This window comes from Amycolatopsis magusensis (assembly GCF_017875555.1).
Taxonomy (GTDB): domain Bacteria; phylum Actinomycetota; class Actinomycetes; order Mycobacteriales; family Pseudonocardiaceae; genus Amycolatopsis; species Amycolatopsis magusensis.
Window position 1 is genome coordinate 1,060,062 of the sequence record NZ_JAGGMS010000001.1, and the last position, 23,281, is coordinate 1,083,342.

General features: G+C 69.9%; 21 protein-coding genes. 9 read left to right on the forward strand and 12 right to left on the reverse strand.

Annotated elements, in window-relative coordinates:
• Positions 1 to 51 precede the first annotated feature (51 nt).
• On the reverse strand, positions 52 to 834 hold the full coding sequence (locus tag JOM49_RS05075) for an ESX secretion-associated protein EspG (protein ID WP_209663195.1): 783 nt from the start codon (positions 832 to 834) through the stop codon (positions 52 to 54).
• A gap of 117 nt (positions 835 to 951) precedes the next feature.
• Between JOM49_RS05075 and JOM49_RS05080 the strand changes: the two genes are divergently transcribed.
• Positions 952 to 1,197, forward strand: coding sequence for a hypothetical protein (locus tag JOM49_RS05080; RefSeq protein WP_209663196.1), 246 nt, complete (start codon positions 952 to 954; stop codon positions 1,195 to 1,197).
• On the opposite strand, the gene JOM49_RS05085 is transcribed toward JOM49_RS05080, so the two are convergent.
• From JOM49_RS05085 to JOM49_RS05095, 3 genes are all read right to left on the reverse strand, one after another.
• Positions 1,194 to 2,198: an acyl-CoA dehydrogenase family protein gene (locus JOM49_RS05085; protein ID WP_209663197.1), complete on the reverse strand. Its 1,005-nt coding sequence runs from the start codon at positions 2,196 to 2,198 to the stop codon at positions 1,194 to 1,196. The genes JOM49_RS05080 and JOM49_RS05085 overlap by 4 nt on opposite strands.
• Before the next feature lie 302 nt (positions 2,199 to 2,500).
• Positions 2,501 to 4,462, reverse strand: coding sequence for a glycosyltransferase (locus tag JOM49_RS05090; protein WP_209663198.1), 1,962 nt, complete (start codon positions 4,460 to 4,462; stop codon positions 2,501 to 2,503).
• Positions 4,463 to 4,548: 86 nt separating this feature from the next.
• Positions 4,549 to 4,986 (reverse strand): GtrA family protein, encoded by a 438-nt coding sequence (locus JOM49_RS05095; RefSeq protein ID WP_209663199.1) that lies wholly within the window; start codon positions 4,984 to 4,986, stop codon positions 4,549 to 4,551.
• A 25-nt stretch (positions 4,987 to 5,011) separates the two neighbouring features.
• Here JOM49_RS05095 and dprE1 point away from each other — a divergent pair, with 25 nt between their 5' ends.
• From dprE1 to JOM49_RS05120, 5 genes are read left to right on the forward strand one after another with little or no spacing between them, the layout of a single operon-like run.
• On the forward strand, positions 5,012 to 6,463 hold the full coding sequence (gene dprE1, locus JOM49_RS05100; RefSeq protein ID WP_209663200.1) for a decaprenylphosphoryl-beta-D-ribose oxidase: 1,452 nt from the start codon (positions 5,012 to 5,014) through the stop codon (positions 6,461 to 6,463).
• The gene (gene dprE2, locus JOM49_RS05105) at positions 6,460 to 7,215 is read left to right on the forward strand and encodes a decaprenylphospho-beta-D-erythro-pentofuranosid-2-ulose 2-reductase (protein ID WP_209663201.1); all 756 of its coding nucleotides are present in this window, start codon (positions 6,460 to 6,462) and stop codon (positions 7,213 to 7,215) included. The genes dprE1 and dprE2 overlap by 4 nt, the downstream gene beginning before the upstream one ends.
• Before the next feature lies 1 nt (position 7,216).
• Positions 7,217 to 7,702, forward strand: coding sequence for a YbaB/EbfC family nucleoid-associated protein (locus tag JOM49_RS05110; protein WP_209663202.1), 486 nt, complete (start codon positions 7,217 to 7,219; stop codon positions 7,700 to 7,702).
• A 10-nt stretch (positions 7,703 to 7,712) separates the two neighbouring features.
• Positions 7,713 to 9,194: a WXG100 family type VII secretion target gene (locus JOM49_RS05115; RefSeq protein ID WP_209663203.1), complete on the forward strand. Its 1,482-nt coding sequence runs from the start codon at positions 7,713 to 7,715 to the stop codon at positions 9,192 to 9,194.
• Positions 9,187 to 10,440, forward strand: a complete 1,254-nt coding sequence (locus JOM49_RS05120; protein WP_209663204.1) for a hypothetical protein — start codon at positions 9,187 to 9,189, stop codon at positions 10,438 to 10,440. The genes JOM49_RS05115 and JOM49_RS05120 overlap by 8 nt, the downstream gene beginning before the upstream one ends.
• Before the next feature lie 10 nt (positions 10,441 to 10,450).
• Here JOM49_RS05120 and JOM49_RS05125 read toward each other — a convergent pair whose 3' ends face one another.
• Positions 10,451 to 11,371 (reverse strand): WXG100 family type VII secretion target, encoded by a 921-nt coding sequence (locus JOM49_RS05125; protein WP_209663205.1) that lies wholly within the window; start codon positions 11,369 to 11,371, stop codon positions 10,451 to 10,453.
• Between the two features lie 166 nt (positions 11,372 to 11,537).
• On the opposite strand from JOM49_RS05125, the gene JOM49_RS05130 reads away from it, so the two are divergent.
• Positions 11,538 to 12,059 (forward strand): YceI family protein, encoded by a 522-nt coding sequence (locus JOM49_RS05130; protein WP_209663206.1) that lies wholly within the window; start codon positions 11,538 to 11,540, stop codon positions 12,057 to 12,059.
• A gap of 334 nt (positions 12,060 to 12,393) precedes the next feature.
• On the opposite strand, the gene JOM49_RS05135 is transcribed toward JOM49_RS05130, so the two are convergent.
• The 5 genes from JOM49_RS05135 to glf form a co-directional block, all read right to left on the reverse strand.
• Positions 12,394 to 13,956, reverse strand: coding sequence for a DUF2029 domain-containing protein (locus JOM49_RS05135; RefSeq protein WP_245369234.1), 1,563 nt, complete (start codon positions 13,954 to 13,956; stop codon positions 12,394 to 12,396).
• 64 nt (positions 13,957 to 14,020) lie between these two features.
• The gene (locus JOM49_RS05140) at positions 14,021 to 15,541 is read right to left on the reverse strand and encodes a hypothetical protein (protein ID WP_282770755.1); all 1,521 of its coding nucleotides are present in this window, start codon (positions 15,539 to 15,541) and stop codon (positions 14,021 to 14,023) included.
• 66 nt (positions 15,542 to 15,607) lie between these two features.
• Positions 15,608 to 16,609: a decaprenyl-phosphate phosphoribosyltransferase gene (locus tag JOM49_RS05145; protein ID WP_209663207.1), complete on the reverse strand. Its 1,002-nt coding sequence runs from the start codon at positions 16,607 to 16,609 to the stop codon at positions 15,608 to 15,610.
• Positions 16,606 to 17,169 carry a phosphatase PAP2 family protein gene (locus JOM49_RS05150; RefSeq protein WP_209663208.1) on the reverse strand — a complete coding sequence of 188 codons (564 nt, stop codon included), beginning with the start codon at positions 17,167 to 17,169 and terminating at the stop codon, positions 16,606 to 16,608. Before JOM49_RS05150 ends, JOM49_RS05145 begins: the two co-directional genes overlap by 4 nt.
• Positions 17,162 to 18,388 carry a UDP-galactopyranose mutase gene (gene glf / locus JOM49_RS05155; RefSeq protein WP_209663209.1) on the reverse strand — a complete coding sequence of 409 codons (1,227 nt, stop codon included), beginning with the start codon at positions 18,386 to 18,388 and terminating at the stop codon, positions 17,162 to 17,164. Before glf ends, JOM49_RS05150 begins: the two co-directional genes overlap by 8 nt.
• A gap of 78 nt (positions 18,389 to 18,466) precedes the next feature.
• Here glf and JOM49_RS05160 point away from each other — a divergent pair, with 78 nt between their 5' ends.
• Complete coding sequence (locus tag JOM49_RS05160; RefSeq protein WP_209663210.1) at positions 18,467 to 20,431, forward strand: DUF6541 family protein; 1,965 nt, start codon at positions 18,467 to 18,469, stop codon at positions 20,429 to 20,431.
• 184 nt (positions 20,432 to 20,615) lie between these two features.
• On the opposite strand, the gene JOM49_RS05165 is transcribed toward JOM49_RS05160, so the two are convergent.
• Entirely contained in the window at positions 20,616 to 21,503 is an 888-nt protein-coding gene (locus JOM49_RS05165; RefSeq protein ID WP_209663211.1) for an LLM class flavin-dependent oxidoreductase, read from the reverse strand.
• Between the two features lie 79 nt (positions 21,504 to 21,582).
• On the opposite strand from JOM49_RS05165, the gene JOM49_RS05170 reads away from it, so the two are divergent.
• On the forward strand, positions 21,583 to 22,398 hold the full coding sequence (locus JOM49_RS05170) for an HAD family hydrolase (RefSeq protein ID WP_209663212.1): 816 nt from the start codon (positions 21,583 to 21,585) through the stop codon (positions 22,396 to 22,398).
• 140 nt (positions 22,399 to 22,538) lie between these two features.
• On the opposite strand, the gene JOM49_RS05175 is transcribed toward JOM49_RS05170, so the two are convergent.
• Positions 22,539 to 23,273, reverse strand: a complete 735-nt coding sequence (locus JOM49_RS05175; RefSeq protein ID WP_209663213.1) for a lysophospholipid acyltransferase family protein — start codon at positions 23,271 to 23,273, stop codon at positions 22,539 to 22,541.
• Positions 23,274 to 23,281: the final 8 nt, after the last annotated feature.

Consider the following 23,281-nt stretch of genomic DNA (forward strand, 5'->3'; position numbering starts at 1 on the left):
GCACTCCGACGCTGGTGAATCACAAACGGTTCCGATGGCAAATGAGTGCGCTCACAGGTAGCCCTCGAGCTGCTGGAACAGCTGCTGGGCGATGCGTGCGTTGTCCGCCGGGGCGTAGGTCAGCCACTGCTGGCCGTCGGCGGCCTGGCGCATGGTGCTGAAGTACCGGCCGTCCTCGTTGTCGAACCAGGCGATCGGCGCCAGGTTCACCGGCGAACCGTCCCGTGCGCGGACGAACGCGGTGAACTGGCCGATCCGCTTCTTCGGCTTCTCGAAAATCCGCTCGACCGCGCGTAGTTGCGGCGGCGCCGAGGTCTGCGAGCGCGGCGCGGCCACCCCGGCGAACGGGTCGTAGCTGTCGTCGGCGTGCCGCGGGCGTTTCGGACGCGGTGCGGGCTTGGCGATGGTGACCGACTGGCCGGGGCCCGGCGGGGTCATCGGCAGCAGGTCGACGATGGCGGGCACCACGCCGGTCGGCCGGGCCTCCTCGAAGACCAGCAGGTTCTCGTCCTGGCGGACCACCACGCCGAACTGGCCGTCCGCGGCGGACCTGGCGAACAACCGCCGGCCGCCTTCGAGCTGCGCGGCCGCGGTGATCGCCACCGGCGCGCGGACGAAGGCGCCGAGCGCGATCTCCACGTCCCCGTCGAGCCGGCCGCGGCGCAGGATGCCGCGTGACTCCAGATCGCGGAACACCGCGTCGCGCACCTGCGCGCGCTGGGTGTGCGTGGTGCCGATGTGCGGGATCTTGAAGGGGAAGGGCGCGCGGCCGAGCCGGGTGTGTTCGAGCAGGATGTCCACCGCCGCCAGCGACAGCGAGAACGAGTGGGCCATTTCCTCTTCCCCCGTGTGCGCGTGAACCGGTCGCCACAGCACGTTAGCCCACCCACGCGCTCCGCTGTCAGCGAACCGCCTTGTCCGTGCCTGATCGACACTGCTCTGCTGGGGTGCATGAGCGAATCCAGGCCCGCGCTAGTCCTGCATCTGGCCACCGGTGGCGAGCCGCTGGTCTTCGCCCTCGAACCGGGGGCCGACCTCGAAGAGTTCCAGAAACGGCTGCGACTGCAGCTGGAGCACGGTTCGGTGGACGCGGTGAAGACCAAGGAGGGCACCACGGTTTTCGTGCACTACGGGAAGGTGGCTGCCGCCTACGTCGAAGACCTGCAGCGCAAGGGCAAGGTCTTCGGCCTGCACTAGTTCCTCACGAGCAGGTCCAGCAGCGCGGCTTTCGTCTGCGGCCGCCCGGCCGCGACCAAGGTGAAGACCGACTCCCTCGCGAGCCGCTGGGGGTGGCTCGCGCGCAGGACGCCGGCGCTGCCCGTGGCGGCGACCAGCACCCCGGCCGCGCGGTAGGCGAGTTCCGAAGCCGCCGCGCGCGCCGGGTACAGCGATTCGAGATCGGCCATCCCGGCATCCAGCCGCCGCCGGACTTCGTCGAGTTCGGCACGCAGTCCCGCGGCGACTTCGTGCGACCCGAGCAGGCGGATGATCCGCCCGGTCAGCCCGCAGGCGAGGCACCCGTTGAGCCGCGAACCGACGACCTGGCCCGCGATCATCTCGGCGTGGGTGATTTCGCTGACGACCTGGCTGGCAGGCAACTCGTACCCGTCGAATTCGAGGCGGACGGTGTTGGTGGCCTGCGCGGCGACCAGGTCCAGCCCTTCCACCCGCAGCGACCGCCCGGCGTCCGGCTCGATCAGGCCGTTGATCACCTGGTCGCCGTCGCGGGCGGAGACCTGCAGGAGGTCGACGTCACCCCAGCCGCTGACGAACGGCGCCTCACCCTGCAGCCGGAAGCCGCCGTCGACGCGCTCAGCCCGCAGTCGCGGCACCGGCGGAATGGCCCCAGCGAAGGCGACGCCGAACCGGGTCTCCCCCTTGAGGGCCGCGGCGAGGTGCTGTTCGCGCAGGTCGGCGTTGGGGGTGGCGCTGAGGGCGAGTACCACGCCGTGGTGCTGCATCCAGGTGAACGTGGTGCTCAGGCAGCCACCGGCCAGGGTTTCCAGCACGGCGACGATTTCGGGCAGCTCGAGCCCGGGCCCACCGATCTCGGCCGGTGCGGCGAGGCCGTAGAACCCCTCCTCGGCCAGGAGGTCGAAGTGGCCGCGCGGCACCACGCCACTCGCGTCGACCTCGTCGGCCGCCGGGAAGAACACCTCGTCGGCAATGCGCCGGGCCCGCTCGAGCATCTCACTCATGCCCCCAGGCTAAAGCCGCCGTCTGATTGCTATGAGTGGGGCATTACTTGCAATCAATGCAAGTAATGCCCCACTCATAGCAATCGAACCCGGCCGACCGGCCAGCAAAACCGCCGGGCCGGACCCAACGCAACCGCCGCCCGGCCGCCCAACGCGAGCCTCCGCCCAGACCCCCCACCCCACCCCGGTCCTAAGCCAAAAACACGGCGAAGGCCGCCATGTCAAGGCATCTTGCCCGCCTTGACATGGCGGCCTTCGCCGTAGTCACACTCAAAAACCGGGGCGGGGCCACCCCGTACGAATCAGAGTTCGTAGAGACGCGTCCAGTTGTCCCGGCTGGTCAGTTCCGGCATGGCCCGCTTGTACTGCTCCTGCACCGCGGCGCCTTCCTTCCGCAGCCGCTGGAGCACCTTGATGCCGCGCTTGCCCAGTTCGAACATGCGGTCCCGGTCGTACTTGCGGACGCGCACACCCTCCTGCGAAGCGTCGGTCACCACGGCGGTGTCGAACAGCGAGATGTGCCACCAGTTGGCCTCGTCGTTCGGCACGGCGCCCAGGCCGAAGCGGTGCTTGCCGAGCACGCGGTCGAGGATGCGCTTGAGCAGGATGACCCGCTGCAGGCTCGGCCGCGGCGCCGAGTTGATGATGCCGATGTCCGCCGACGCGATGCCCGGCACCTCGGTCGCCTTGTGGCGCTTGGTCTCCGGGTACTCCTCGCGGATCCGCCGGATCTCCTTCATCGCCGCGACGCCACCGTCACGCAGGATCTCCGGGCCCTCGAGGAAGTCCTCGACCGCCTTGATCAGCGTGGCCGACAGGCCGTACTGCATGCCCAGCAGGTACCGGACCAGCTGCGCCACCAGCACGCGCGAGAGCAGGTTCAGGTTGAACGGGCTGTGCAGCGCGGCGGTGATGATCGAGTTGCGCAGGTTGAAGTACCGGTGCCACTCGTCCCAGTCCTTCCAGCCGAAGTCGGCGTGCCAGACGCCGGCCCCGGGCAGGGTGACCGTGGGGAAGCCCTTGCCGCGGGCGCGGTAGCTGTACTCCGCGTCGTCCCACTGGAAGAAGAACGGCAGCGGGTAGCCGATCTCCTTGACCACCTCGTACGGGATCAGGCACGACCACCAGCCGTTGTACCCGGCGTCGAGGCGGCGCTCCTGGCGGTTCGGCTTGCCGGTCTCCTCGTCCACGCCGAGCAGGTCGGCGGTGTTCAGGGAGTGCTCGACCGGCTGCCCGGGCTCCAGCGTGTTCAGCCGCGCGTACTCGGCGCCGACGTGCAGCTGGTCCGGGTGCAGCAGGTTGAGCATCTGGCCGCCGACGATGATCGGGTTGGCCGCGCGGTTGGAGAACGCGGTCAGCCGGACCACCAGGTCCGGCTCGAGCAGCACGTCGTCGTCCATGAACAGCACGTTCGCGTGCTCGGTCTCGGTGTGCCCGGCGACCTCGTACAGGCCGCGGGTGAAGCCACCGGCACCGCCGAGGTTCGGCTGGGTGATGTAGTGCAGCTTGTCGCCGAGGTCCTTGACCACCTGGGCGAAGCCGTCGCGGGTCTCCACCCGGTCGGTGCCCTGGTCGGCGACGTAGATCGCGTCGAGGGTCTCGAGCGAGCTGAGGTCGCCCGCGAGCGCCTGCAGGTTCGACAGGCAGTCGTCCGCGCGGTTCATCGTGCAGATGGTCACCGCGGTCGGGCGGATCTGCTCCGGCGAGTCGACCGTCCAGCGCACGTTCTGCACGGTCAGCCGCTGGCCGGTCTCGGTGGACAGGTCCAGCCAGAGCGCGCCGCCGTCGTAGAACTTGTCGATCTTCGCTTCGAGGGTGACGTGGGTGCCGTCCGCGCCGGTGATCTCGCGCGCGGTGATCACGCGGGGCTCGCCCTCGACGTCGGAGGCGCCGATGGTGAGCAGGCCGTCGCCGGAGACGGTGGCCTCGACCCTGACCTTGTCCGCGGTGGTCCAGCGCTGCCAGTAACTGGCCGGGAACCGGCCGAAGTAGGTGTTGCCGGAGACCTTCGCCGACGGCTCGAGGGTCACGCCCGCGCGGTGCCGGGCGGCCACGCCCAGGGTCACCTCGGCGTAGAGGTCCTTCGAGACCACGTCGGACGGGCCGGCGAACAGACCGCGCTGCGCGAGCAGCCGATCCTGGGGAGCGCGCTCGGAGAACACCGTCTGCTCCTCACCGGAGGCGTCGGGGCGGGTGCCGTTCGGCGCCGCCGGGTCCTTGACCGCCGCGCCGCCGGGCTGTCCGGCTACTGCTTTACCGGGCATTAATCCTCAGTCCTCCATGGGGGATTCCAACACGCGGTCACAAAGTACAGGTTGAGTCTGTGAGTTCTTCACAGACGGTCATCGCCTCACGACTTCTCGCGAAACACGACCCACTTGAGCATCACGAAGTTGATGGTCGTCGCCATGCCCTGGGCGATCACCCAGGCGAGCGCGACCTTCCAGCGGAATTCGGGGAGCAGGCTCAGCGCCAGCGCGTTCGCGCCGACGTTGACGAAGAAGGTGACCGTGTAGAGCAGGACGAACCCGCCCACCTGGCCGGCCCCGCCGGTGGAGCCCGCGTTGAACGTGAACCGGCGGTTCAGGAAGTACGCGGTGGTGGTGCCCGCGACGAAGCTCACGGCCTTCGCCAGGTGCACCCAGGTCCCGGCCTGCAGCAGCAGCCAGTAGAGCCCGGAGTCGACCAGCGCGCAGAAGCCGCCGATCAGCACGAACCGGGCGAGCTGGCCCAGCAGTCCCGGCGGGGCCGGTCGGGACGGGCCCGCCTCTGGCTCGGTTGCCACCACAGCGCTACCTCATCGACCTGGGGTCATGGACGGCAGCCAGTGTAGAAGCGGTTGGTTAAAGGACCGTGATGGGGCGGTGGCTACCCTGGTCCGGGTGAGCCAACCGAGCCAGAAACCGCAGACCGAGCGACGGACGCTGACCGGCTGGGGGCGCACCGCGCCGACCGTGGCCGAAGTGCTGAGCACGCCGGACGCCGACCAGATCGCCAAGGCGGTGGCCCGGGCGGGCGGCCGCGGCGTGATCGCGCGCGGCCTGGGCCGGTCCTACGGCGACCCGGCGCAGAACGCCGGCGGCCTGGTGGTCGACATGACCGCGCTGGACCGGATCCACTCGATCGACCCGGACAACGCGGTGGTCGACGTGGACGCGGGGGTGAACCTCGACCAGCTGATGCGCGCGGCCCTGCCGCACGGGCTGTGGGTGCCGGTGCTGCCGGGCACCCGCCAGGTGACCATCGGCGGGGCGATCGCCAACGACATCCACGGCAAGAACCACCACTCCGCGGGCAGCTTCGGCAACCACGTGCTGTCGATGGACCTGCTCACCGCCGACGGCCAGGTCCGCACGCTGACCCCCGAAGGCCCGGAAGCCGAGCTGTTCTGGGCGACCGTGGCCGGCATCGGCCTGACCGGCATCATCCTGCGCGCGAAGATCTCGATGAAGAAGACCGAGAGCGCGTACTTCCTGGTCGACGCGGACCGCACCGGCAACCTCGACGAGACGCTGGAGCTGTTCACCAACGGCTCCGACCTCAACTACGACTACTCGATGGCCGTGCCGGACTTGATCACGCGCGACGAGCGGATGGGCCGGGCGACCTTCTCCCGCGGTTCGCTGGCCAAGCTCGACGACCTGCCGCCGAAGCTGCGGGCCGACCCGCTGAAGTTCGACGCGCCGCAGCTGCTGACCCTGCCGGACGTGTTCCCGAACGGCCTGGTCAACAAGCTGACCACGACCTTCGCCGGCAACCTCTGGCACCGCACGGTGCCGAAGAAGGGCGCGCGCGGCAAGATCCAGAACCTGACGCAGTTCTACCACCCGCTGGACATGCTCAGCGAGTGGAACCGCGGCTACGGCTCGAAGGGCTTCCTGCAGTACCAGTTCTCCGTGCCCTTCGGGGCGGAGGAGCAGCTCAAGGGGCTGTGCCGGCGGATCGCCGAGTCGGGCCACTACTCGTTCCTGAACGTGTTCAAGCGCATGGGCGAGGCCAACGCGGCGCCGCTGTCCTGGCCGTCGCCGGGCTACATGCTCAGCGTGGACTTCCCCATCCGGGGTGATCTCGGCCGCTTCTGCACCGAGCTGGACGAGCACGTGCTCGCCGCGGGCGGCAGGCTCTACACGGCGAAGGACTCGCGCACCGCGCCCGAGACCTTCGCGAAGATGTACCCGCGCCTGGAGGAATGGCGCAAGATCCGCAATTCCGTTGACCCCGAGGGCGTGTTCGCGTCCGACATGAGCCGGAGGCTGGGACTTTGATCGACGCCGTGGGAAACCCGCAATCGCTGCTGCTGCTCGGCGGCACCTCGGACATCGCGCTGGCGATCGCCGAGAAGTACCTGAGCGCCGCCCCGCTGCGGGTGGTGCTGGCGGCCCGCCCGTCCGAGCGCCTGGAAGCCGCCGCGCAGCGGCTGAAGAACGCCGGGGCCCAGGTGTCCACGGTGAACTTCGACGCCAAGGACACCGGCTCGCACCCGGCGGTCCTCGAGCAGGCCTTCGCCGACGGTGACATCGACGTCGCGGTGGTCGCGTTCGGCCTGCTCGGCGAGGCCGAGGAGGTCTGGCAGGACCACGCGAAGGCGGTCGAGCTGGCGACGGTGAACTACACCGCGGCCGTCTCGGTGGGCGTCGCGCTGTCGGAGAAGCTGAAGCAGCAGGGCCACGGCTCGGTCATCGCGCTGTCCTCTGTGGCCGGTGAGCGCGTGCGGCGCTCGAACTTCCTCTACGGCTCCACCAAGGCCGGGTTCGACGGCTTCTTCCTGGGCCTAGGCGAGGCGCTCGCGCCACACGGGGTGCAGGTCACCGTGGTCCGCCCCGGCCAGGTCAAGACGAAGATGACCGAGGGCATGGCCGACGCCCCGCTGACCCAGACCGCCGAGCAGGTGGCCGAGATCGCGGTCGACGCGGCGCGGCGCGGCAAGGACCTGGTGTGGGCCCCGGCGCCGTTCCGGTTCGTCATGTCGGCACTGCGGCACGTGCCCCGGCCGATCTTCCGGAAGCTGCCGATCTGACATGGGCGATGCCGAGGCGCGGCTGGACGCCACCATCAAGGCGTTCGAAGAGCAGGCCGCGAAAGCTGGTGAGCTCCAGCAGAAGATCGGTGAGCTGCGTGGCTCGGCCCGCAACGCCGACGGCTCGGTGACGGTGACCGTCGCCCCGTCGGGTGCGGTGCTGGGCCTGCAGCTGGCCCCGCACGCCATGCGGAAGTCCCACACCCAGCTCCAGCAGGAGATCCTCGGCGCCATCCGGCAGGCCACGCAGCAGGCCGCGGCGCAGCTGGAGCAGACCGTGCAGCCGATCCTCGGCGAGCAGGCGGAGAAGTTCAAGGAGGCGTTCAACGCCCACGCCGTGCAGCCGCTCGGGCCCAGCGACCCGCCACCGCCGGAGACGCTGGCCGGGCCGCCCCAGCCGGTCCCCCAGCGATCGGCGCCACCCTGGAACCGGCCACCGGCCGGCGACGTCGAAGACGAGGATTTCGGCGGGCCGATCTTGAGGTGACGGGGGTCAGATGACGGCGATGCGGGTGCACAGCGAGGCGTTGATCGCGCACAGCGAGGGGTCTCGGGACGCCTCGGACAACTTCGGGCAGCTCGCGAGCCTGCTCGAACAGGCCAGGGTGAGCGACGATTGCTTCGGCCCGCTCGGCGAGGTGATGGCGTTCAAGTACTTCGACGCCCTCGAGGAGTGCCAGGGCCTGGCCACCCAGGCCAAGTCCTTTCTGGACGAGATCTCCGGCAAGACCACGACGGCCGCGGAGATCTACGAGAAGAACGACTCGGCCACCAAGGACGCGCTGACCAAGATCAAGGCCGATGTGGACAGCGCGCCCGGCCCCGGCAGCCTGGCCGACCTCAACAGCGCCGGGGACAGCACCCGCAAGAGCTACTTCGAGCAGCACTCCGAGTACGGCAGTTCGGTGCTGAGCGCGGTCGGCGACGCCAAGCGGGCGAGCAGCCCGCCGGACGTGGCGATCGCCGCGGTCAACGCGCGCATGGAGCAGCTGCAGCTGGTCACCAGCCCCGGCCAGTCCTTTGTGGAGAACGGGCTGGGTTTCCTGATCGGCATCGTGATCAGCCCGCTGGTGGAGTTCGTGCTCGAGCCGGCGATCGGTGATCCCGAGCAGATGCGCAGCACCGCCAAGGGCTGGGAGCAGGTGGCCAAGTGGGTCGACGAGGCCGGGCAGCACGAGAAGCAGCGCGCCGACGCCACCGGTGAGGCGTGGCAGGGCGAGGCGGGCGACAAGTTCCGCGCGCAGATGAGCGAGTTCGGCGAGGGCGCCAAGGCGTTCGCGAACGACCTGCGCGGGCTCAAGCAGATCCTGGAGATCGCCGCCGACCTGTTCGACGCCTTCGTCGAGATCGTCATCGACATCATCTCCGAGCTGGTGATGGGCCTGATCATCGAGTGGCTGGCCGCGCTGGCCGCCTCGTGGATCACCGCGGGCGCGTCGATGGCGGCGGCGGGCGCGGCCACCACCGCGCAGGTGGCCGGCACCGGCGCGCGGCTCGGCATGAAGATCAAGATGCTGCTGGGCAAGCTCAAGCCGCTGATCGACAAGCTCGAGGACATCCTGCAGACGCTGCGCAAGGGCCCGCTCAACGACCTGGTCCGGCGCACCGAGAACCTGCGCGACGGCAACTGGTTCCAGAAGCGGCTGGCCGACCAGATCGACAAGAACCCGCTGGCGAAGATCGTCACCAAGGCCGATCCGCTGACCGGGGCGTCGAAGACCGGCAACAGGTTCGCCGGCCGCTACGGGCTCGGCGACGGCTCCGACGCGCTGACCGCGAACCTGGCCGAAGCCGGGCTGCGGGCGGCGGGCATGACCGGCACCACCGCGGTCGGCAAGGCGGCGTTCCGCGGCACCCTGGAGAACGTGCCGGGGCTGGCGATGGAGCAGGGCATCAAGTACGGCTACGACCAGGCGGCCGACCCGTCCAGCGAGGAGGAACGCCGCGAGGCGACCGACCGCGGGTTCACGCTTGAGTAACTACCTGCACCGGACGCTGGGCGCGGGCGCGCACGCCCGTGCCCTCGTCTGCCGTCCGGGGGAACAACTGCTGTGGGCGGGTTTCGCGCGCACGCACTACTACGACATCAAGCGGCTGTCGCCGGTCGGCGAGCCGAAGGGCGGGGCGCTCGGGCGCGGGATCGCGAACTTCACCGGTGACGTGGTCTCCGAACTGCTCGGCGGCTCCGACGAAGGCAGCGACAAGCCGCCGCCCGCGGACGTGCTGGTGTCCGGGCCCGCCCCGGACTGCCTGGCGCACCGGTACCTGCGTGACCTGCCGTCGATCAGCCGGGTGCTGTTGCGGTTGTGGGTGCTGACGCCGGACCGGCTGGTCGTGCTCACCGAGCGCCCGCCCGTCGTCGAAGAAGCGCCGGAACCAGCTCAGTCGTTGCTGGGCAAGGCTTCGCGCTTCGGCAAGGGGCTGGCGAAGTTCGGCAAGGACGTGGCCGCCATCGTCGCCGACAACCGCGCGAAGTTCGGGGACAACCTCGAGGGCGAACCGGTGGCGCCCAAGGAGTTCCTGCCCGCCGTGGAGATCCCGGCGGCGCAGATCGCGGGGACGTCGACGACCGGACGCGGCGTCCAAGTGTCCCTTGTGGACGGTTCCGGTTTCGAGTTCGTGCGTGGCGTGGCTACGTCGAACTGGGAGCTGTCCACCGCCGAGTCCGAACTGAAGATCGTCACGAAGGAGATGAGCGGGCACTGGCTTCGCTCCGGCGAACGGCTGGTGCTCGCGTGCGGCCCGATCAACGGCTACACCGGCGTCCAACTCGGCGACGACCTCCGATTGCCGCACGAACCGCTGGGCGAGGTGCCGGAGGTCAAGCTGGGCAAGCTGAAGTGGCCGCGCCCGGCGGACTGGACGATCCGCACCCAGGGCGCGGACTGGGCCGACGACCCGACCGTCGCGTTCTGGGCCCACGCCACCCGGCCCGACCAGGACGCCGTGCGCTTCGCCGACCACCTGTCCCACACCCGCGGCGACGCCCGGCTGACGCTGACCACGGCCCGTGCGGCCGTGGTCTACCCGTCCAGCCTGCTCGCCGACCCGGGTGACGGCCCGTTCACCACGTTCTGCGAGGTGGACGCCTCACGGGTCCGCCGGCTGTCCGCCGAGCGGGCCGACCGCAGCGTGCCGCCGTCCCCGGTCATCCGGCTCGACTTCACCGACGACTCGGTGTTGCTGGTCCGCGACCCGCTCACCTCACGACGCCTCGGCAGGTGAATGCGCAGGGTCATTCGCGGGCCAGGCCGAGGAACTCCTGCTGCTCGCGTTCGTAGCGCTGGGTGAGCCCGTTGCCGTAGCGGTCCCACCAGTTCTGCACCTGGCCGCCCTGGCGGGTGGTGGTGTCGCCGTAGATCTCGCGGTCGTATTCCAGGCGCGTGTCGCGGAACTGCTGCTGGAACTCCTCTGAGGACAGTCCCTGGATGTGCTGGATGGTCTCCGGCGTCAGCGTGCCGCTGCGCGCGATGTCGGCGCCCGCCATCGAGTTCAGGATCGCCTGCACCCCGCCGACGCCGCGCATGTGCGCCCCGGACATGATCGCCGCCTGGACCCCGGCATCGGTGAAGTTCAGTGCGCCCGCCTGCCGCGCACTGTCCGACATGTGCCGGGTGACCACGGCGATCTCCTCCGCGCTGCCCTGGCCGAACTCGCGCCGCGCGGCCATGATCTCGCGGTAGGGGGTGCCGTTGCCCTCGCGGAAGCCGTAGGCCTCCTGCCGCCCGCCCTGCTCCCCGGACGCGCCCTCGGACCGCATGATCGACTCCACCACGCGCGGGTCGAGCTGGTCGGCGTTGCCGCCCGCCGCGGCGCCGCCGCCCTGCGCCTGTGCCTGCTGCACCTCGCCGTTGCCGCCGCCGTAGCCCTGCGCGGTGGCGCGGTCGGCGTCGTCGTAACCGTCCACTGCGGACTTCAGCTTCTCGGTGAGGTCCTCGATGAGGTTGACGAACCGGCTGAACCCGCTGACCAGCTGCTGCTGCATGCTCGCGTTCGCCCCGGCGACCGAGCCGCCGATCTGCGCGAACGCCAGGCCGTCGAGCACCAGCCGGTCGAGGTCGCGGGTGGTCTCCATGGCCGTCGAGCCGAGCTCCCGCACCGTACTGGTGATGCTGCGGACCTCGGCTGGCTCGATTCGGTACTCTCCTCCGGCCACGGCGACTCCTCTCGATCCGGCTGGGCAAGTCGAGAATTCACCAATTCCCGCCCGGATCGGACGGCCGAATTACCCACTGGGGCGGCGGCACATCAACCGATCGGCTGAGGGCCGTTCCACCGCCTCCCTGGTGTTTTTCCGGGGGTTTCCGGGACAGGATGGCGGTATGACGACCGTCGAACTGCCCGCACCCGGCACCTACCGCATCGATCCGGCGAAGTCGCAGGTGGGCCTGGCGGGGCGCCACCTGTTCGGGCTCGCCCCGGTGCGCGGCCGGTTCGCCATCCGCGCGGGCACCATCCAGGTCGCCGACCCCATCACCGACTCCCTCGCCGAGGCGTCGATCGACGTGACCAGCTTCGACACCGGCAACGACCAGCGCGACAACGAAGTCCGCTCCCCGCGCTACCTCGACGCCGACCGGTTCCCCCTGATCGAATTCGTGTCGGGCCGGGTGATCCAGGACAACGGCACCTGGAAGCTCACCGGCAACCTCACCGTCCGCGAGACCACGCGGGAAGTCGCCCTGGACATCGAAACCGCCTCCCGCGCCGACGACGGCTTCACCGTCCGAGCCCACACCAAGGTGAACCGCACCGACTTCGGCGTCACCACCCTCCGAGGCCTGGGCGGCAGCGTCTTCACCCTCACCCTGGACGTCACCGCGACGACCGCCCACCACCCCTGACCCACTGTCACGAATGTGGCTTTCGAGACGTCTGGCGTCCCGAAAACCACATTCGTGACACCCCCGAGAGAGCCGCCCCACCCCCGGGTCCCGGGTCCCATGGACACAAATGTGGCTTTCGGGGCCGAATCCGCCCCCAAAGCCACATTGGTGACATCAAGGCCCCCAGCACAACCGCCGCCCGGGCACCCACCGGGAGCAGCCGCCCAAACCCCCCACCCCACCCCGGCCCACAGCCAAAAACACGGCGAAGGCCTCGATGTCAAGGCATCATTCCCGCCTTGACATCGAGGCCTTCGCCGTAGTCACACTAAAAAACCGGGGCGGGGCACACTCACCAAGGCTCCCCCACCGGCCGAGCATCCGCCGCACTGACCAGATACAGCTGCTGCGTCCCAGACCAAGGCGACGTGATCGTCCAACTCGCCAATGCCGTAGGCGGCGGCGCCTCATGGGTCACTTCGAGGACCAGGTCGGTGTCCGCCGGGGCGAGGCTGTGGTCGAAGAAGCGGAAGTTCAGGTCGATCAGCGCCTTGCCCAGTGCGCTCGCCCGGCTTTCGCTCTCCGCGATGGCCGGGCCGACGGCACCGCGGTCGGAGAAGAGGTCGACGATGGGGCAGTCGCAGGCGTACGCCAGCGCCCCGATCTCCCCCGCGCTGTGCACCTTCCGCCCCTGCGTGACCTGCGCCAGCTGCTCGCCGATCTCCAGGTACTGCTCGGACGCGGCGTGGTTGCTGGTCAGCGGCGCGTACTGCCGCGGCAACCCGGGCGCCAGGTACACCGCGACGGCCACCGCGGCCACCACCGCCGTGCCTGCCAGGCCGACGCCCGCGAGTACCCGTTGCCGGAAAGCCACGCCGTCCACCGAAGCGACGGCCGCGGCCAGGAACACCGTCGTGGCGGCGATGCTGGGGCCGTAGTACCAGTGGTACGGCGGCACGTTCAGCCACGAATACGCGAGGTAGTGCGCGAAACCGGCCAGCGCGAGCACGCCGAACGGCAGGATCCGCCGCGCGGTGTCGCTGCCGCGGGCCAGCAGCGCCAGCCACAGCAGGCAGAGCACCGCGGCCAGCGCGACCGGCAGGAAGGACAGCACCGTCTGCGCCGGGTAGTCCTGGAAGTACAGCAGCGGCCCGTTCGTGAAGCTCCACTCGCCCCACGACCGCTGCAGCGTCTTGATGATCACCGTGTCCGGCACGGCCGAGCCCAGCGCGAACCAGCTGATGGTGAACCACGGCCCGGCCACCGCGAGCGCGGCGAAGAAGGTGCGCCAGATCCCGGTCCAGAACGACCGCCGGGCGACGAAGATGACCAGCGCCATCACCAGGAGGTCGAGCCGGATCAACGCGAGCGCGCCGATCACCACCCCGAGCGCCACCGGACGGCGTTCGGTCGCGTACACCAGCGCCCACACCACCCCGGCCGCCCCGAGCGCGATCTCCAGCCCGATCGACGAGATCAAGAGCGGGTTGATCGTGGTCAGCGCCATCCCCAGCGGCGCGAACCAGGCGGGCAGGCCGATCCGCTCACCGAGGCGGCGCAGGCCGAGGGCCAGCAGCACCTGCGCCAGCACGAACAGCACCGCGGCGGCGAACACCGCGTCCCGGAACACCACGGTCAGCGCCGCCAGTGACAGCACGTTCAGCGGTGAGGTCGCGGTGTTGGCCACGCCGTCCGCGATCAGCCCGTAGTGCCCGTGCAGCGCGAGGTTCTTCGCGTACGACAGCGTGATGTAGGTGTCGTCGATCAAATGGGGCTTGGCCAGGACGAACACCACGGCGGACACCGCGGCGACACCGGCCGGGAAAGCCCAGAAGCGGACCGAGCGCGGGCCCGGTCGGCCGCCCGAGTCCGGCGGGGTGACGGACTCGGCGGCTTCAGCTAAGGCGCTACGCATCGCTGAAGAGTGTAACTCCTACTGTGACCCGTCCGTTATCTGCTCGATATCGAGTTCGGCAGACCTACGGCCGAGGGGCCGGGACCAGCGAAAAGTGCCCGACACCCTTCGCCGCCGAGTGGACCGTCCAGCTGTCCGGGCCGGTGGCCGGGCCGCTCGCGTACTTCAGCTCGTACTGGATCGGCTCCGGCTTGATCGACCGGTCGAAGAAGAAGTAGTTCACCCGCAGCGCGAAGCTCATGATCGGGTTGGCCTCGGCGATCCGCTTCTCCACCTTGTCCACCACGCGCCCGCGGTCGGAGAACTCGTCGACGATCTTGCAGTCGCAGTAGTAGGCCAGCGTGCCGATCTCGCCGGGGCTGGACACCGTCGCGCCGTTCAGCCGCTGGCCCAGTTCCTGGCCGACACGCGCGTAGTCCGGCGCGCTCGCCCAGTTGCCGAAGATCAGCGGCGACTCCCACGGCACACCCGGCTTGGCGACCACCGCGATGTTGCCGAGCAGCGCCAGCCCGACCAGCCCGAGCACCAGCGCGGGTGGCCGCGACTCGAGCCGCTCCTGTTCGCGCGAGCGGGCCAGCCAGAACGCCAGGATGGCGATGCCGGACATGCTCAGCGAGACGATCGGCGCGACGAAGTACCAGTGGTACGGGCCGACGCCCATCAGCGTGTAGACGCCGTAGTAGACCACCCCGCCGGCGCCGAGCGCGGCCAGCGGGCCGATCTTGGGGAGTTTCTCCCACCGCACCGCGAACCGCACGAGGAACCAGCTGACCAGCACGAACAGCCCGGCCAGCGCGGGCGCAAAGGCGATCGCGGTGACGATCTTGCGGCCGGTGAAGTACATGACCGGCCCGGTGAAGAAGCTCCACTCGCCGAACAGCCCGCCCTGCAGCTGCTTGATCACCAGCGTGTCCGGCACCGCCGAACCGAAGGCGATCCAGCTGAACAGGTACCAGGGCCCGGCCACGGCCACCGCCGCGAGCACGGCCTTGACCAGCTTCTGCCGGATCGCGGCCGCGGAGAACGCCAGGATGAGCACGAAGACGACCAGGTCGAGCCGGGTCATCACGGCGAGCCCGGAGACCACGCCGAACCAGACCGGGCGGCCCTCCACGGCGAACACCGTGAGCAGGATCAGCACCGCCGGGATGAGCAGCACTTCGAGGCCGATCGCGGAAAGCACGAACGGGTTGAGCAGCACCACCGCGATGCCCAGCACCCCGGCGAACGAAGGCAGCCGCAGCGCGGCGACCAGGCGCATCCACGCCCAGCCGAGCACCGCACCGGCCACCACGGTCACCAGGCCCAGCGCGATCACCGGGTGGGCGTCGCCGAAGATGCGGGTGAGCAGGGTGGCCAGCGCCAGCAGCAGGATGTTCAGCGGGGAGGTCGCCGAGTTGGCGTGCTCCCCGGCGATCAGGCCCCACTCGCCGTGCACCGCGAGGTTCTTCGCGTACGCCAGGGTGATGTACGCGTCGTCGGTCAGGCTGTCCTTGACCACCAGGAACAGCGCCGCGGTGGCGACCACCGCGAACACCGGCAGCCACCACGCCGCCCGCACGTGGTCGCGGACGGAGGTCCTCACCTCAGCTTCTTCCGAACCAGCCGAGATCGGCTCCACCGTCTGCCCAATCGACATGTGTCTTCCCGTTTACAGGTAGTAGGCCAAGCCGAGCGTGACGACCCACGTCACGCCGAGAACCTGCAGCACCCGGTCGCTGAGCGCGATCTCCTCCGGCTCACCGGCCTTGCCGCCGTCCACGTCCACCGCGTACCGCAGCACCGCGACCACGAACGGCACCATCGAGACCACCGGCCACACCGAACCGTCGGCGCGCTCACGCAGCTCGAAGGCCCACAGGCTGTAGGACATGATCAGGATGGCGGCCGAGGTCGCCCAGACGAAGCGCAGGTAGCTCGCCGAGTACTTCTTCAGCGACGAGCGGATCTTCGCCCCGGTGCGCTCGAAGAGCATCACCTCGGCGTACCGCTTGCCCGCCACCATGAACAGCGAACCGAACGCGGTGACCAGCAGGAACCACTGCGACAGCGCGATGCCCGCGGCCACGCCACCGGCGATCGAGCGCATCAGGAAGCCCGAGCCGACGATGGCCAGGTCGATCACCGGCTGGTGCTTGAGCCCGAAGCAGTAGGCGAGCTGCACCGCTTCGTAGACACCCAGCACGATGGCCAGCTGCGGGCTGGCGAAGAAGGAGATCCCCATGCCGACGCCGAAGAACACCACGGCCGCGCCGTAGGCCACCGGCACCGGCACGATCCCGGCCGCGATCGGCCGGTTCCGCTTGGTCGGGTGGGCCCGGTCGGCCTCCACGTCGATCGCGTCGTTGATCAGGTAGATCGACGACGCCACCAGCGAGAACGCCACGAAGGCGATGGCCGCGTCGAGCAGCACGTCACCGTTGCCGAACTGGGCCGCGGTGAACGGCGCGGCGAAGACCAGCACGTTCTTCACCCACTGGCGCGGGCGCGCGGTCTTCAGCACGCCCAGCGCGGTGCCCACCGGCCCGCGTGCCTTCGCGGGCGCGACCGGCTCCGGTTCCGGCGCGTCCTCGGCCGTCTCCAGTTCGTCGGACAGGACCGGCTGTTCCTCGGCCTTGGCCTTCTCGTCGGTTCGCTCGGTTGCTTCACTCATCTTTGCTTCAGCTTCCGTCGGATGAGACCGCCGACGACCCCGCCCAGTGCGGCTCCGGCGAGCACGTCCGTCGGGTAGTGCACGCCGAGCACGAGGCGTGAGGCCAGCATCGGCGGCACGAGTGCAGGCACGAGATTACGCCCGGTCAATCCGGAGTAGAGCACCGCCGCCGCCGTGGTGGAGGTGGCGTGCGAGGACGGGAAGCTCAGCTTGCTCGGGGTACCGACGAGCACCTCGACGCTCGGGTCCTCCGGCCGCGGGCGGCGGACCACCCGCTTGACCGCGATCGACGCGGCGTGCGCGCCGACCACGCCGGCCGCCGCGACCAGCCAGTCCTTGCGCCGTTTCTTGTCGACCGCGGCACCGACCAGGCCCAGCGCGAACCAGCCCGCGCTGTGCTCGCCGAAGTGGCTCAGGCCGCGGGCGGCCTTCACCGTGGCCGGGCGCTTGATCGCGCCCTGGACCTTGGCGAGCAGCGCGACCTCGGCCGCCGGCTGGTTGCGCGGGGCGTCCACGCGCGGGTCGGCGACCGCTTCCGGGCCGGACTTGTGCTCAAGCATCGAGGGACCCGTCGAGCGGGGCACCGTCGGTCAGGTGCGGCGCGATCTTGTTGTCGAACGCGGTCAGCGCCGAGCCGATCGCCATGTGCATGTCCAGGTACTTGTAGGTGCCGAGGCGGCCGCCGAAGAGCACGTTGCGCTCCTTGGCCTCGACCTTGGCCAGCTCCCGGTACTTCTCCAGCTTGCCGCGGTTCTCCGGGGTGTTGATCGGGTAGTACGGCTCGTCCTTCTCGTCGGCGAACCGGGAGTACTCGCGGAAGACCACGGTCTTGTCGGCCGGGTAGTGCTTGCGCTCCGGGTGGAAGTGCCGGAACTCGATGATCCGGGTGTAGGGCACTTCCTGGTCGTTGTAGTTGATCACCGGCGCGCCCTGGAAGTCACCGGTGCCCACGACCTCGGACTCGAAGTCGACCGTGCGCCAGGTGAACCGGCCCGCGGAGTAGTCGAAGTAGCGGTCGAGCGGCCCGGTGTACACCGTCGGCGTGCCGGCCGGGATCTGCTCGCGCACGTCGAAGTAGTCGACGTTCAGCCGGACCTCGATGTTCGGGTGGTCCGCCATCTTCTGCAGCCACGCCGCGTAGCCGTCGACCGGCAGGCCCTCGTAGGTGTCGTTGAACCACTTGTTGGTGAAGTCGTAGCGGACCGGCAGGCGGGTGATGATGTCCGTGCCCAGCGCCTTCGGGTCGGTTTGCCACTGCTTCGCGGTGTAACCGCGGATGAACGCTTCGTAGAGCGGGCGCCCGATCAGCGAGATCGCCTTCTCCTCGAGGTTCTGCGCGTCCTCGGTCTTGATCTCCGACGACTGCTCCGCGATGAGCGCGCGCGCCTCGTCGGGGGTGTGCGACTTGCCGAAGAACTGGTTGATCAGCGCCAGGTTCATCGGCAGCGGGTAGACCTGTCCCTGGTACTTGCCGAACACGCGGTGCTGGTAGTTCGTGAAAGCGGTGAACTGGTTGACGTAGTCCCACACGCGCTTGTTCGAGGTGTGGAACAGGTGCGCGCCGTACTTGTGCACCTCGATCCCGGTTTCCGGTTCCGCCTCGGAGTAGGCGTTGCCGCCGATGTGGTCGCGGCGCTCGAGCACCAGCACCCGCTTGTCCAGCTGGGTGGCGGCCCGCTCGGCGACGGTCAGGCCGAAGAATCCGGACCCAACCACGATCAGGTCGTAACCGGCGAATTCGTGTTCAGTAATCTTGACGGGGTTCGTCTGCGCGCTCACGGGCGTCGAGGGTACTCACGTACCGGGGACGGACCGCGCCCCGCCCATCGCCTAGGCCGAATCACACCGTAGGAAGCCGTGCCAACACCGGATACGTTCTGGACCTCCCTGAGCACGATCAGTGTCTACCTGATCGTGCTGGCGGTGCCGGGCGGCTTGATCGGGATCGGCGCCGGCCTGCGGGGCTGGGCGCTCGCCGGGCTCGCCCCACTGTTCACCTACCTTTCACTCGGCTCGGCCGGGCCGTGGCTGTCCATGGTCGGCCTGCCGTACAACACCGCGACCGCCGCGGCCTTCTCGCTGCTGCTCGCGGGCATCGCCTTCGGGGTGCGCGCGCTGGCGCGCTCGCGCGGCTGGGTGTCGCAGGTCCCGGTGCCGCGCGGCCCGACCTGGAGCAAGCGCGCGCACGCCGCGGTCATCGGCTGCGTGCTGCTGGCCACCGGGCTGTCGATGGTCGTCGTGCTCTCCGCGGCCGACGACGCCAGCTCGGTCTTCCAGCGCTGGGACACCGTCTACCACGCGAACGGCATCCGCTACATCGCCGAGACCGGCGACGGCTCGCTGGTCGGCATGTCGACGATCAACTGGTACCCCGACGGCTCCTTCTACCCGAACGCCTACCACCTGGTCGGCGCGCTGGTGTACTCGATCTCCGGGGCGTCCATCCCGGCCGCGCTGAACGGCATCACCGTGCCGATCGCCGGCATCTTCGCACTGGCGCTGGTCGCCGCGATCCGCCAGTTCGGCGGACGCGCGGCCTTCGCGGGCAGCGCCGCCATCGTCGCGGGCGCGGCCACCACCGGGGCCTACGAATCGGTGTCCAGCGGGCTGCTGCCGTTCGCGCTGGGCATCGTGCTGACCCCGCTGGCCGCGGTCGCGCTGCAGCGCTTCCTCACGCGGCCGGACGTCGAATCCGGCATGGTGTTCACCTTCACCATCGTCGGCCTGCTCCTGGCGCATTCCAGCGCCCTGTTCGGCGCCATCCTGTTCACCGCGCCGCTGCTGCTCCAGCGCTGGTTCCGGCGCGAGGGCGTCTGGTGGCGCGACCTGCTCCGGATGGTCCCGGCCGGGCTCGCCGCGCTGGTGCTGGCGGCCCCGCAGATCCTCGGCGCGATCGCCTTCACCTCCAGCTCGTACCCGTACATCCCGTGGGCGTCGGACATCCCGGTGTCCTCGGCGCTGGCGCAGCTGCTGACCTTCCGGCAGGTGCTCCAGGAGCCGCAGATGGTGCTGTGCGTGCTGCTGGTGGCCGGGATCCTGACCGCCCGCGCGCTCGGCTCGATGCGCTGGGTGGCCTTCTCCGCGCTGCTGCTGTCCGGGATGTTCGTGCTGGTCGCCTGCTACGGCGCGCTGCCGTGGGTGATCTCGTTCTCGCGGCCGTGGTGGAACGACCGGTACCGGCTGATGTCGCTGGCCGCGATCCCGCTGTGCCTGCTCGCCGCGCACGGCCTCGCCGAACTGCAGCGGCTGCTGGCGAAGGTGGCCGCGGGCTGGGACTGGGTCAAGGCGCGGCCGCGGCTGCCCGCCCGGATCGGCGTGGCCAGCGCGGTGCTGCTGGTGAGCGTGCTGGCGGTGGGCACGAACGGCTTCTACACCACGGCGAACGCGACAGCGGTGGCCTACGCGTACCACAACGGCCCGGAATCGGTGGGCCGTCCGGTGCCGGTGACCGACTTCGAAGTCGACGCCATGCGGGAGATGGGCAGGCTCGCCGAACCCGGCGAGATGGTGCTCAACGACCGGCTGGACGGCACCGCGTGGCTGTTCGCGATCTCCGGGGTGCGGCCGGTGGCCGGGCACTACGACCCGGGTGTGGCCCCGCCGGACGCCACCTACCTGTCGAACCACTTCCGCGAGTACGACACGAACCCCGAGGTCCGGGCCGCGGTCGAGCGGCTCAACGTGCGCCACGTGCTGCTGGGCTCGGGCTCGATCAAGGTGGACGTGCTGCGGGCGCCCGGTCTGCGCGACCTCGACGGGCTGCCGTTCCTGGAGAAGGTCTACTCGAACCCGGACGCGATGATCTACCGCATCCTGCGCTGAGGCCTCTGTCGCTCGGAGAAACGGGGAGACCTCCGTGTGGCCGGGCCGCCCCTTGCCCGTCGGTGCCACACGGAGGTCGCCTCGCCCCCATCACCCCCGGGGTGGCTTCATCCGCTGAAAAGATGACTCCCGGGAGCGGTAATCGGTTTCCTCCACGACCAAGTGTCACCCGATCGAGTGAACCTCACCCGGCTTGCAAGCGCGGCAGCACGTCGGCCGCCACCTCTTCGAGCACCGCCTCCCGGCCCTCGTACCAGCTGCTCGACCGCGGCCAGTGCGACACCACGTCGGTGAACCCCAGCTCCTGGGCGCGCCCGGCGGCCTCGGTGAAGGCGTCCACGCTGCTCAGCGAGTACACCGGCGCCGCGTCCAGGCTCAGGTAGCGGTCGATCGAGTTCCGGCCGCGACCGGCGGCGTCCAGCGCCTCGTCGAACTTGGCCACGGCCTCGGCGACGCCGCGCCACCACTGCTCGTGGTCGTCGGTCTTGCGGCCGGTGGTCACCCAGCCCGAGCCGAAGCGGGCGGCGACCCGCATGGTCCGCGGCCCGTTCGCGGCCACCAGGAACGGCAGCCGTGGCCGCTGCACGCAGCCGGGCAGGTTCCGCGCGCCGCGCGCGGTGAAGTACTCGCCGGGGTAATCGAACTTGTCCTGCGTCAGGAGGCCGTCGAGGGCCTCGACGAACTCGGCGAAGCGGTCGGCGCGCTGGCGGTCGGTCAGCTCGGCCTCGCCGATGGCCACGGCGTCGTAGTGCGCGCTGGTCACCCCGGCGCCGACACCGAGCAGGGCGCGGCCGTCGGAGATGTCATCGAGCGTGATCAGTTCACGCATGAACGGGACCGGGTGCCGCGCGACCGGGGAGGCGACCAGCGTGCCCAGCCGGATGCGTTCGGTGACCGTCGCGGCGGCGGTCAGCGTGGGGATGGCGCTGAACCACGGGCCGTCGACCAGGTCCCGCCAGCCGAGGTGGTCATAGGTCCAGGCGTGGTCGAAGCCGTACTCCTCGGCCGCCCGCCACTTCGGTTCGGCCGCCCACCAACGATCTTCGGGAAGGATCACAATGCCTACGCGCACCAGCTCAGCGTAGGGGCGAAGCGGTGGGTGACCATGCCGGGTCGAGCCCGGATCAGGTGCACTCTGGAAAACTGGCGGCGTGGAGAAACCCCTGCTGATCGCCTCCGACATCGACGGCACGCTGCTCTCGCCGCTGGCCGACCTCACCGCCCGCACGCTCGCCGCGATCCGGCGCGCCTCGGCGGACGGCGTGCCGGTGGTACTGGCGAGCGGCCGCCCGCCGCGCTGGATCCCGCCGGTCGCGCAACCGGCCGGGCTGACCGGTTACGCCGTGTGCTCGAACGGTGCGGTGATCTACGACATCGGCAAGGACGAGGTCGTCGAGGTCCGCGGGCGGCTCGAGCCGATCCAGCTGAACGACTTCGCGAAGGAGCTGGAGAAGGCCATCCCGGACTGCCGCTTCGCCGCGGAACGCGTCGGCAGGCGGGCGGTCGACCCGGACACCCACAACTACGTCTACGAGACCGGCTACCGCAACCCCTGGGGCGACGGCGAAGGCCTCTCGGTGCCGCGGGCGGAGACGCTGGGGCACCCGGCGGTGAAGCTGCTCGTGCGGCACCAGGGCATGACTTCGGGCGAAATGGCCGAAGCCGCGGGTGCCGTGCTCGGGGACGCGGTGGACATCACGTTCTCGTCGAACGCGGGCCTCATCGAACTGGCAGCGCCGGGCATGACCAAGGGCAGCGGGCTGACCTGGGTCACCGAGCGGCTGAACGTGCCGGCTTCGCGCGTGATCGCCTTCGGGGACATGCCGAACGACATCGACATGCTCCGCTGGGCCGGGCACGGCGTCGCCATGGCCAACGCCCACCCGGCCCTGTTCGACGTGGCCGACGAAACCACCGCCCCCAACTCCGAAGACGGCGTCGCCCAAGTCCTGGAACGCTGGTTCTGATCGTCCCAATGCTATGAGTGGGGCATTACTTGCAATGGAAGAACAGCGCGCAGCTCCGTTGAGGGTGGCGGTGGGCGGCGGGAGGGCGCAAGTAATGCCCCACTCATAGCGTTCAGGGGCTTCCGGTGAATGGGAGCGAGCTACTCGCGGCGGGCATCGAGGGCGGCGGCGGCTTCCGGGGTGGGGGCGGTGCCGCCCAGGTGGGTCGGCAGCCACCAGCGTTCGTTTTCGCTGGCCGGCTGGTCCGGGTAGTCCGCCTGCACCTGCTCCAGCAGCGCGCTCATCCGCGCCCGCAGGTCCTTCGTGAGCACCTCGGCGTCCTCGTCGGGCTTCGGCTGGAACGGCTCGCCCGCGCGGATCAGGATCGGCACGTGCCGCTTCGTCAGCGTGCGCGGGCGCCCCTTCGTCCACAGGCGGTGCGTGCCCCACAACGCCATCGGCACCACCGGCACCCCGGCTTCCGCGGCCATCCGCACCGCGCCCGACTTGATCTCCTTCACGGTGAACGACCGGCTGATCGTCGCCTCCGGGAAGACGCCGACCACCTCACCGGCCCGCAGGCGCGCCACGGCCTCCCGGTACGAGCTCGCGCCCGCCGAGCGGTCCACCGGGATGTGGTGCATGCCGCGCATCAGCGGCCCGGCGACCTTGTTCGAGAAGATCTCCTGCTTCGCCATGAACCGCACCAGCCGCTTGGCCGGTTGCGCGCCCAGCCCGCAGAAAATGAAGTCCAGGTAGCTCACGTGGTTGCAGGCGATCACCGCCCCACCGGTGGCCGGGATGTGCTCGGCCCCGTCCACCCGAAGTTTGTTGTCCAGCACGCGGAACATCAACTTGGCCGCCAGCACGACGGGCGGGTACACGAGTTCAGCCATACCGGTCA

Bases quoted from the DNA above. Each gene is read 5' to 3' on its own strand.
- JOM49_RS05115 (WP_209663203.1), top strand. From the start codon at position 7,713: ATGACGGCGATGCGGGTGCACAGCGAGGCGTTGATCGCGCACAGCGAG.
- JOM49_RS05090 (WP_209663198.1), bottom strand. From the start codon at position 4,462: ATGCCCGGTAAAGCAGTAGCCGGACAGCCCGGCGGCGCGGCGGTCAAG.
- dprE1 (WP_209663200.1), top strand. From the start codon at position 5,012: ATGGACGGCAGCCAGTGTAGAAGCGGTTGGTTAAAGGACCGTGATGGG.
- JOM49_RS05080 (WP_209663196.1), top strand. From the start codon at position 952: ATGAGCGAATCCAGGCCCGCGCTAGTCCTGCATCTGGCCACCGGTGGC.
- JOM49_RS05085 (WP_209663197.1), bottom strand. From the start codon at position 2,198: ATGAGTGAGATGCTCGAGCGGGCCCGGCGCATTGCCGACGAGGTGTTC.
- JOM49_RS05110 (WP_209663202.1), top strand. From the start codon at position 7,217: ATGGGCGATGCCGAGGCGCGGCTGGACGCCACCATCAAGGCGTTCGAA.
- JOM49_RS05130 (WP_209663206.1), top strand. From the start codon at position 11,538: ATGACGACCGTCGAACTGCCCGCACCCGGCACCTACCGCATCGATCCG.
- JOM49_RS05150 (WP_209663208.1), bottom strand. From the start codon at position 17,169: ATGCTTGAGCACAAGTCCGGCCCGGAAGCGGTCGCCGACCCGCGCGTG.
- JOM49_RS05175 (WP_209663213.1), bottom strand. From the start codon at position 23,273: ATGGCTGAACTCGTGTACCCGCCCGTCGTGCTGGCGGCCAAGTTGATG.
- JOM49_RS05135 (WP_245369234.1), bottom strand. From the start codon at position 13,956: ATGCGTAGCGCCTTAGCTGAAGCCGCCGAGTCCGTCACCCCGCCGGAC.
- JOM49_RS05145 (WP_209663207.1), bottom strand. From the start codon at position 16,609: ATGAGTGAAGCAACCGAGCGAACCGACGAGAAGGCCAAGGCCGAGGAA.
- JOM49_RS05075 (WP_209663195.1), bottom strand. From the start codon at position 834: ATGGCCCACTCGTTCTCGCTGTCGCTGGCGGCGGTGGACATCCTGCTC.